Annotated in this window: 9 protein-coding genes; 2 read left to right on the top strand and 7 right to left on the bottom strand. The window is 65.2% G+C overall.

The genetic code is table 11. From position 1 onward, the window contains the following. On the bottom strand, positions 1-477 hold a 477-nt coding region (locus YH64_RS29845; RefSeq protein ID WP_143215622.1), incomplete at its 3' end, for a MarR family winged helix-turn-helix transcriptional regulator. A gap of 3 nt (positions 478-480) precedes the next feature. After that, positions 481-2,079, bottom strand: a complete 1,599-nt coding sequence (locus YH64_RS29840) for an MDR family MFS transporter (RefSeq protein WP_046807924.1) — start codon at positions 2,077-2,079, stop codon at positions 481-483. Between the two features lie 418 nt (positions 2,080-2,497). Between YH64_RS29840 and YH64_RS29835 the strand changes: the two genes are divergently transcribed. Next, complete coding sequence (locus tag YH64_RS29835) at positions 2,498-4,996, top strand: AsmA family protein (protein ID WP_104141979.1); 2,499 nt, start codon at positions 2,498-2,500, stop codon at positions 4,994-4,996. Beyond that, positions 4,993-5,379, top strand: coding sequence for an MOSC N-terminal beta barrel domain-containing protein (locus YH64_RS29830; RefSeq protein ID WP_046807922.1), 387 nt, complete (start codon positions 4,993-4,995; stop codon positions 5,377-5,379). The genes YH64_RS29835 and YH64_RS29830 overlap by 4 nt, the downstream gene beginning before the upstream one ends. A gap of 12 nt (positions 5,380-5,391) precedes the next feature. Here the strand turns inward: YH64_RS29830 and YH64_RS29825 are convergent, their stop codons facing one another. The 5 genes from YH64_RS29825 to YH64_RS30425 all read right to left on the bottom strand — a co-directional run. Further along, positions 5,392-6,606, bottom strand: coding sequence for a benzoate/H(+) symporter BenE family transporter (locus YH64_RS29825; protein WP_046807921.1), 1,215 nt, complete (start codon positions 6,604-6,606; stop codon positions 5,392-5,394). Beyond that, on the bottom strand, positions 6,603-6,854 hold the full coding sequence (locus tag YH64_RS29820; RefSeq protein WP_006221659.1) for a YfhL family 4Fe-4S dicluster ferredoxin: 252 nt from the start codon (positions 6,852-6,854) through the stop codon (positions 6,603-6,605). The genes YH64_RS29825 and YH64_RS29820 overlap by 4 nt, the downstream gene beginning before the upstream one ends. Before the next feature lie 106 nt (positions 6,855-6,960). Then, entirely contained in the window at positions 6,961-7,464 is a 504-nt protein-coding gene (coaD, locus tag YH64_RS29815) for a pantetheine-phosphate adenylyltransferase (protein ID WP_046807920.1), read from the bottom strand. A gap of 58 nt (positions 7,465-7,522) precedes the next feature. Next, positions 7,523-8,089, bottom strand: a complete 567-nt coding sequence (rsmD, locus tag YH64_RS29810; RefSeq protein ID WP_046807919.1) for a 16S rRNA (guanine(966)-N(2))-methyltransferase RsmD — start codon at positions 8,087-8,089, stop codon at positions 7,523-7,525. A 341-nt stretch (positions 8,090-8,430) separates the two neighbouring features. Next, positions 8,431-8,727, bottom strand: a 297-nt coding sequence (locus tag YH64_RS30425) for a hypothetical protein (protein ID WP_221935937.1), incomplete at its 5' end; no start/stop codon positions are given.

Below are 8,727 nucleotides of genomic sequence, written 5' to 3'. Positions count from 1 at the left end.
TAGTCCGCTCGCCGGCAGCGTCAGATGGTTATAAGAGACGCCCCTACCCCCCGCCGCCCTCAAGAAATTCGCCTCCAGCACGCTCAGCACCCGGTTCAGCGTGTCCACATCCGCCGCTGACAACCCCTTCAACGCCTCTTCGAAAAACGCTGCCCGTTTAGGCAGCGCTTCGTTCACCACCGCCTGCCCTGTGACGGTCAGCGTGGCATTGGTCAGCCGGTTGTCCTGGGCATCCACGGCGCGCGAAATCCAGCCCAGCTTCTGCATCGCCTGCAATTGCCGGGTCAGTGATGCCGGGTCCAGCCGGCAGCGTTCGGCCAGGTGCTTCTGCGAACACTGTCCGTTCTCATGCAACGCCAACAGGATGCGCCAGCGGGGCAGGGCGTGGCCTACCTTGCTGCTGAATGCGCTTTGCATGACGCGGTACGTCTGCCCCATGTGCTGGATGACTTGCAGGCCTTGTTGTTGTCTGGGCAAAAGCTATTCTCCGACGCCAGCGGGCTCCGCCTTGGTGGGGCGGGCCAGTTGCACCAGCGGCACGCGTCGCACGCACCAGAGCGCGAAGATGGCGACGGCCAGCGCGATGAGCTGGCCTTCATGGATGGCGCCCACCAGCGCGACTCGCGCGATCTCGATCAGCGACGTGCCGTCCTGGCCTTGATGCGCCAATTGTGCCAGGAACTGTGTCTGCGCTGCGGGGTTCACCAGCATCTGCGGGTCGTTCAATTCAGGCAGCCATTGCGCTGATGCGCCGCGCAGCGTGGACTCGACGCCGCTGAAATAGCTGTGGCTGACCATGGTGCCCACGACCGCCGTGCCCAGCATGCCGCCGATCATGCGCAGCGACTGCAACAGCGCCGTGGCGATGCCCAGGTGCGTGCGGCCCGCCGTCTGCTGCGCGAACACGGTCAGGTTGGGCATGATGAACCCCATGCCCAGGCCGGCCATCAGCATGTACGCGCCAATCAGCACATGCGACGTGTAGTTGTGCGTGGTGACGATGCCCATACAGGACAGCGCCATCAGCAAAAAGCCCGCATACAGCATGCGGTTGGGGTTGCGGATACGCGTGATGATGCGGCCGTTGATGATGCTGCCTACCGTGATGAAAACGACCATCGGCGTAATCAACAGCCCCGCGTCCTGCGGCGACAGGCCAAAGCCGCCTTGCAGCAGCAAGGGCGCGTAGAACAGCAGCGAATACATCGTCACGCCCACCAGCAGTGCCAGCGTGAACAGCGTGGCCAGGCCGCGATTGCGGAACATGTCCAGCGGCAAGAGCGGATGCGGGCAACGCTTTTCCCACCAGATCAGCAGGCCGAACGCGGCAATGCTGCCCGCGCCCAGCAGCACGATGGGCCCGCTGAACCCTTCCTTGGGCAGCAGCTCGACCAGCAGTTGCAGACTGCCCAGCGCCAGCGCGATCAGCAGCGCGCCTTGCCAGTCCAGCCGCACTTTGCCGGACGTGTGATTGCGCAGGTGCGGCAGGTAGCGCGATACGAACCACAGGCCCAGGATGCCGATAGGCAGGTTCACGTAGAACACCGATCGCCAGCCATAGTGCTCGGTCAGCGCGCCGCCCAGCGTGGGGCCGACCGCGTTGGCGATGCCGAAAGCGGAACTGAGCATGACCTGCCAGCGCAGGCGCACGTGCGGGTCGGGGAACAGGTCGGGGATCGAGGCGAACGCGGTGCCCACCAGCATGCCGCCGCCGATGCCCTGCAAGGCGCGCGCCAGCACCAGCGTCAGCATGCTGTCGGCCGCGCCGCATAGCGCTGATGCCAGCGTGAACAGAATGATGGCCGCCACCACGAACGGCTTGCGGCCGTAGTAATCGCCCAGGCGGCCGAAGATCGGCACGGTGATCACCGAGGTCAGCAGGTACGACGTGGCAACCCACGCATACAGTTCAAAGCCCTTGAGCTCGGCCACGATGGTGGGCAGCGCGGTGCCCACCACGGTCTGGTCGATAGCGACCATCATCATGACGAAGCACATGCCCAGCATGGCCAGCAGCGTCTGCCGGAAGGGAAGCACCTGGCCGGGCGAATGCGGGGTGCTGGGAGTGGGGGCGGGCATTGTTGGATGTATCAATGATTGATGGATCAATCATTCTAGTCCTACAATCCGCCGGACAGAAAATTGTCAGCTTCAAGGCGGGGCGGACGGGTCTCGTGACCCCACTCCGTTATTAATTCCATCCATGACTTATCGCGTTTTTGGTGTCATGGTCTGACAAGGCCGCTTTAAGGCGGCCCGATTTGTTACGATAGCGAAATCTGCACGTTGGTGATTCCAACGTCTTCAGCACGCCTTCCTTGGTAGATCCTCTTTCCAAACGCCGCGGCCACAAGCTTCCGGCAGGAGCGAGGGCTCGCCCTGAAAGGCAGACAGCTCCAACTGGCGCGTGGGTTTTCCGCCGCTACAGCACCATCCCCGCGCGTTGCGCGGTGGGCGGCATCCAAGAATTTCCAGTCGAGGTACCGACGGGGCAGCAATGAAAACGTGGTTCAAGCGCATTTTGATAGGCCTGGTTGTGTTGGTTGTCGTGGCCGTCGTTGGCCTGGCCATCTTCTTGCTGACATTCGACCCCAACGCGTACAAGTACAAGCTGGAAGAGCTTGTGCAGGAACGCTATCACCGCACATTGACGATCGACGGCGAGATCGAGCTATCGCTCTTTCCGCGCATCGGCTTGTCGGTGCAGGGCGTGTCGCTGTCCGAGCCGAACAGCACGGACACCTTCGCTTCCATTGAAAGCACGCGCCTGGCGGTTGCCGTCTGGCCGTTGCTGTCCAATAGCTTCGTGGTCGACCACGTGGCCATCAGCGGCCTGAAGGCCCGGGTGGTGCGCGGCAAGGACGGCCAGTTCAACTTCAGCAATCTGGTCGGCGGCGCGTCCACCGTCACCACCGCGCCATCCAATCCGGCAGAAGCCCTGGTGGGCGCGGCGCAGACGGCGGCCCAGGCCATCACCAGCGGCACCTTGCCTGCCAACCGCAACAACATGCAGATCGATATCGCCGGCCTGGACTTGAAGGACGGCGAAGTGCAGTTGCAGGACGAGATTTCCGGCATGGCGGTGGCGGTCACGAAGATCAACGCCAATACCGGCCGCGTCACGTTCAACCAACCCTTTGATGTACGCCTGACGGCGCGCGTGGAAGGCGGCAACCCGCGCGTGGACGCCAACCTGACGGGGCAGGCCCTGTTGACGCTGGACCCGTCCGCCAAGCGCTACGCGGCACAAAAGCTGGACCTGCGCATGGACGGCAAGTTGCCCGGCGCCGAGGCCAAGAGCCTGGCCGTGCGTGGCAACCTGGCCTTCAACGGCCAGAAATCCGCGCTGGACGTGGCGGGCCTGGAAGTGGTTTTCCAGGGCGACATCACCGACCCGGCCGCGCGCGCCACCAATGTGGAAGCCAGCGTGGCCATGCCCAAGCTGGCGATCGACCCGCACAAGAGCCAGCTGCAAATCGAAAAACTCGCCGTGCGTGCCAAGGGCGGCTCGGCCGACGGCCCGTTTGAATTCGCCGTGGACGCGCCCGCGCTGAACATTTCGCCCACGTCGGCCACCGGTGAAGCGCTGACCGGCCGCGTGCGCATCAGCGGCCTGGATGCCAGCTTTGGCCTGAACGGCATCAGCGGCAACGCCGCCGAACTCGACATCAAGGAAGCCAAGCTGGACAGCACGTCCAAGAATGGCGACCGCGTCGTGAAGCTGAATTTTGCATCGCCGCTGACCTTGAACCTGTTGCAACGTAGCGGCGGTTTGTCGGCGCTGCGCGGCGACGTCAATATCACCGACCCCGGCTTGCCCAAGGGCAGCTTGCAGATTCCGGTGATCGGCAGCCTGAACGCCGACCTGCTGAAAGACCAGGCCAGCAGCAAGATCAACGCCGTGCTGGAAGGCGGCAAGTTCGACCTTAGCGCCGACATCACCAAGCTGTCGCAAACGCCTGCGGTGAAGTTCGCGCTGGTGGTGGACACGCTGGACCTGGACAAGCTGGTGCCGCCCGTGGTGGCCGCGCCGCCCAAGCCCCCCGCCGATGGCAAGAAGGATGATTCCAAGCCCGCCGCGCCGCCCGCGCCTGCCGCGCCGGTGGACGACACCATCGACCTGTCCGGCCTGATCGGCCCCAGCGTCAATGGCACCTTGAAGGTCGGCAAGCTGGTGGTGCGTGGCCTGAAGGCGGATGAAGTGGCCGCCGTGGTCAAGCTGGACAAAGGCAAGCTGGAAATCTCCAGCCTGACCGCCGGCCTGTACGGCGGCAAGCTGGCGGGCGCGTTGTCGGTGGATGCGGCGCAAGGCAACCAGCTGGCCAGCAAGATGTCGCTGGCCGGTATCGCCATCGAACCGTTGTTGATGGACCTGGCCAACCGCAACGTGCTCAGCGGCACGGGCAGCCTGGCGCTGGACTTGAAGACGGCCGGCGCCAATGCTTACGCCATGAAGAGTGCGCTGGGCGGCACGATGCAGGTGCGCCTGCGCGATGGCGCGGTCAAGGGCATCAACCTGACCGAGACGCTACGCGAACTGAAGGCGGCGTTCAAGCCGGAATCGCAAGACGAAACCGTGCCCGCCGACACCAGCAAGCAAACCGAGTTTTCGGAAATGGACGCGGACCTGGCCTTCACCAAGGGCGTGGCGGCCGTCAAGCGCCTGAACATCGTGTCGCCGCTGCTGCGCGTGACGCAGGGCGATCCGGCCAACATCGACTTCGTCAAGAGCGAGCTGGACCTGGTGGCGCGTGCGCGCGTCGTCAACCCGGCGGCCAACCCCGAAGGCCAGGAACTGATCGACCTGAAAGACGTGACGATTCCCGTGCATATAAAGGGCCCGTTCGACAAGCCCACGTACACGCTGCTGTGGAAAGACGCCATCGGCGCCATCCTGAAGCGCAGCCTGGAAAACAAGCTGCGCGACGCCGTCACGGGCAAGAACGGCAATGGCGCGGCCGTGGACAAGGCCCTGAAAGGACTGCTAGGTAAATGAGCACCGATAGCTTTCAACCCATCGCGCAATGCGGCGTCACGGCCCAGCCGGCTGCCGCGGCCTATCACCGCCAATGGCTGATCGCCAACGATTCCGGCCAATGGCTGAATCGTGAGCTGTGCCCACGGCTGGCCGACGTTGCGGTGGAATTGCGCCTGGGCTACCTGGTGTTGAAAGCGCCGGGCATGCTGCGCATGGACATCCCGCTGGACGTTATCGAAGACGACGACAGCGTCCGCTACAGCATGAAGGTGGGCGACCAGACCATCGATGTGATCGACGAAGGGGAACTGGCCGCGGCCTGGATCTCGAACTTCGTGCAGGTGCCCTGCCGGATCATGAAGGTGCACCCCGACACGCCCGTGGCCTCCTGGCCGGACTGAAGGGCAGTGCCCTTACTGACGCCGCTTGAACTCGAACGCGGCATGGGCCAGCAGGCCCGCCACCAGGCCCCAGAAGGCCGACCCAATACCCCAGAAACTGAAGCCCGACGCCGTTGCCAGCAAGGTGATGAGCGCGGCTTCGCGTCGTTGCGGGTTGACCATGGCGGCCGACATGCCGCCCATGATCGTGCCCAACAGCGCCAAGCCCGCCAACGCGGCCAGCAGGGCGGCGGGCAGGGCCTGGAAGAACACGGCTACCGCGCCCGCCACGACGCTCAGGCCCACATAGCCCAAGCCGTAGGTGGCGGCGGCGATGTAGCGCTTGGAAGGGTCGTGATGCGCTTCGGGGCCGGTGCAGATGGCGGCGCTGATCGCGCCCATGGTGACGCTGTGCGCGCCAAACGGCGCGGCCAGCAGGCCCAGAAAGCCCGTGGCGGCCACGATGCGCGAGGCTGGTGGCCGATAGCCCGCCGCTTGCAGAATCGCCAAGCCGGGCAGGTTCTGCGATGCCATGGCCACGACGAACAGCGGAATGCCCAGGCTGACGGCGGCCTGGGCGCTGAACTCCGGCGTGGTCCAGACGAACTGCGTCAGGCTCCAGTCCAGCAGGTCCAGCCGAATCATGTCCAGCGCGAAGGCCAGCGCAATGGCAACGATCATCACCAGCAGCACCGCATAGCGCGGCGCCCAGCGTCGGCACAACAGGTACGTGGCGCACATGGCCAGCACCAGGCCGGGCTGGTTGGCAACGTTGCTGAAGATGCCCATGCCGAAGTTAAGCAGCACGCCGGCCAGCATGGCGGCGGCGATTTCACCGGGAATGCGGCGCAGGATGGGGTCGATCCAGCCGAACAGGCCACAGGCCAGCGTCAGGCCGGCCGCCAGGATGTAGGCGCCGATGGCTTCATTGAACGGCACGCCCACCAGCGCGGTCACCAGCAGCGCCGCGCCGGGCGTGGACCACGCCATCACGATGGGCAGGCCGGTGCGCAGGCTGTAGAACGCGCCGCCAAATCCGAATGCCAGGCTTAGTGAACCGATCCACGACCCGATGCGCGCGGCGTCCAGCCCGGCTGCGTGGCCCGCTTGCACCATCAGCACGGCGGTGCCGCCGAAGCTGACCAGCACCGCGACCACGCCGGCGGCAATCGCCGATGCCGAGACATCGCGGCGGGCTTGGTGGGAACCAGGGGGAAGGGGAATGCCGTGTTGCGTGGCGTCGCTCATGCGGCACCGGTCAGGCGGCGGTACTTGGCCATGAGCTGCTCTTGGCCTTCGTTCCACTGAGGGTGCAGTTCAATGCACTCTACCGGGCACACCACCTTGCACTGCGGTTCGTCGTGATGGCCGACGCACTCGGTGCATTTGTCGGGGTCGATGACGTAATAGTCATCACCCATGGAGATCGCGTCGTTCGGGCACTGGGGCTCGCAAACGTCGCAATTGATGCATTCTTCGGTGATGAGCAAGGCCATGGTGGGCAACGGTGTAAAGCCGGGGGCGGCTGCCATTGTACTGCCGGCCCGCCCAGCGCAAGAAGGGCGCGAATCGCGCCCTTCGGGATGGTGCCGTGCCGGTGGATCAGCCCGGCCAGGATTGCTCGCGGCGTTCCTTGGCCTTTTCCTGCAACCAGCGTTCCACGGACGGGAACACAAACTTGCTGACGTCGCCGCCCAGCTGGGCGATTTCGCGCACGATGGTGCCCGAGATGAATTGATATTGGTCCGACGGCGTCATGAACAGGGTTTCGACGTCGGGCAGCAGGTGGCGGTTCATGCCGGCCATCTGGAATTCGTATTCGAAGTCGGACACGGCGCGCAGGCCGCGCACGATGACGCGCCCGTTCTGGTCGCGCACAAAGTCCTTCAGCAGGCCGCCAAAGCTTTGCACTTCCACGTTGGGATAGTGGCCCAGCACTTCGCGCGCGATTTCAACGCGTTCGTCGATGCTGAAGAAAGGCTTCTTGTTGCGGCTGTGGGCGATGCCCACCACGACCTTGTCGAAAAGCGTGGCCGCACGGCGGACCAGGTCTTCGTGGCCCCGGGTCAGCGGGTCGAAAGTGCCGGGATATACAGCGATGATCATGCGAGCTCCGTACCGTTATTAGTGGTGTACACCATCCTCCGAAGCTCGGATTATTGATCTATTTCCGCAATGCAGCAAATTCCAGCAGATGGTAGTGGACCGCGCCTGCCTTGTCCTGCCGCAAGATCTGGAAACCTTCGGGAGCTTCGATGGCCGTTTCCGCCTCGACGTAGACGAGTCCGTGCGGGCTCAGGATACCGGGCAGAATCGGCCAAAGGCGCGGCAGCCAACCCTGTCCGAAGGGCGGATCCAATAGGATGAGGTCAAAGCGGGACGCATCCATCCGTTCGGCTACCTGCATGGCGTCGCCCACGTGGATGCGTATCATGTCGGCTTTGAGCTTGTCGCGCAGTGTCCGCAGCGCGGACGCGGCGGTCTTGTCCCGCTCGACCATCTGCACATGCGCCACGCCGCGAGAGGCCGCCTCGAAGCCCAGGGCGCCGCTGCCGGCGAACAGGTCCAACACCTGCTTGTCGGCGAACTCGCCGGCCCAAAGATGATTCAACCAGTTGAACAGCGTTTCGCGAACCCGGTCGGGCGTGGGGCGCAGCGTCTCCACGTCGGGAACGGCGATGGGGGTGCGCCTGTATTGGCCCCCGACGATACGAATATACTTGTGACCCATGTTTAGCCGCTTCTTCAAGAAAAAAACCCCTCCGCCCGCCGCGCCGGCCCAGCCCGCGCCGCCGCCTGAGGTCGTGGACGCCCCGGTTGCGCCCACGGAACCCGTTGCCGCGCCCGTCAGCCCGGCGCCCGTGAGCCCGGCGCCCGTGAGCCCGGCGCCCGTCAGCCCGGCGCCCGCGCCGATTCCCGCTCCGGGTACCGCGCCTGCGCCTGCCGCGCCTGCACCTGCCGCGCCTGCGCCTGCCGCGCCGTCGCCGCAGATTACGCCCCCGGTATCGCCCGCAGCGCCTACGGTGGCAACGCCGGCCGTCCCGAGCGCGCCGGTTGTCTCGTCTACACCGGCTACACCGCCCGCGCCCGCCGCCGAATCCGTGCGTGCACCGTTGCCGATGTCGGCGCCGACGGTATCGTCCGCGCCTGCACCGGCTGCCGCGCCTCAGACCCCTTCGGCATTCGCGCCTGCGCCCGCAACGGTGCCAGCCGCCGCACCAGCACCAGCACCAGCCCCGGCACCGGTACCAGCAGCAGCACCAGCCGCCGCGCCAGCGCCGGTTGTGCCGCCCGCGCCGATCGTAACGCCTGCACCGGCGCCCGTGTCGACGCCGACGAAAATGCCACCAATGCTCTGCCCCGTGCGCG

Origin of the sequence: Achromobacter sp. LC458, from assembly GCF_001005835.2 — a bacterium.
Lineage (GTDB): Bacteria > Pseudomonadota > Gammaproteobacteria > Burkholderiales > Burkholderiaceae_B > Achromobacter > Achromobacter spanius_B.
This window is presented reverse-complemented; position numbering and strand designations above follow the sequence as displayed.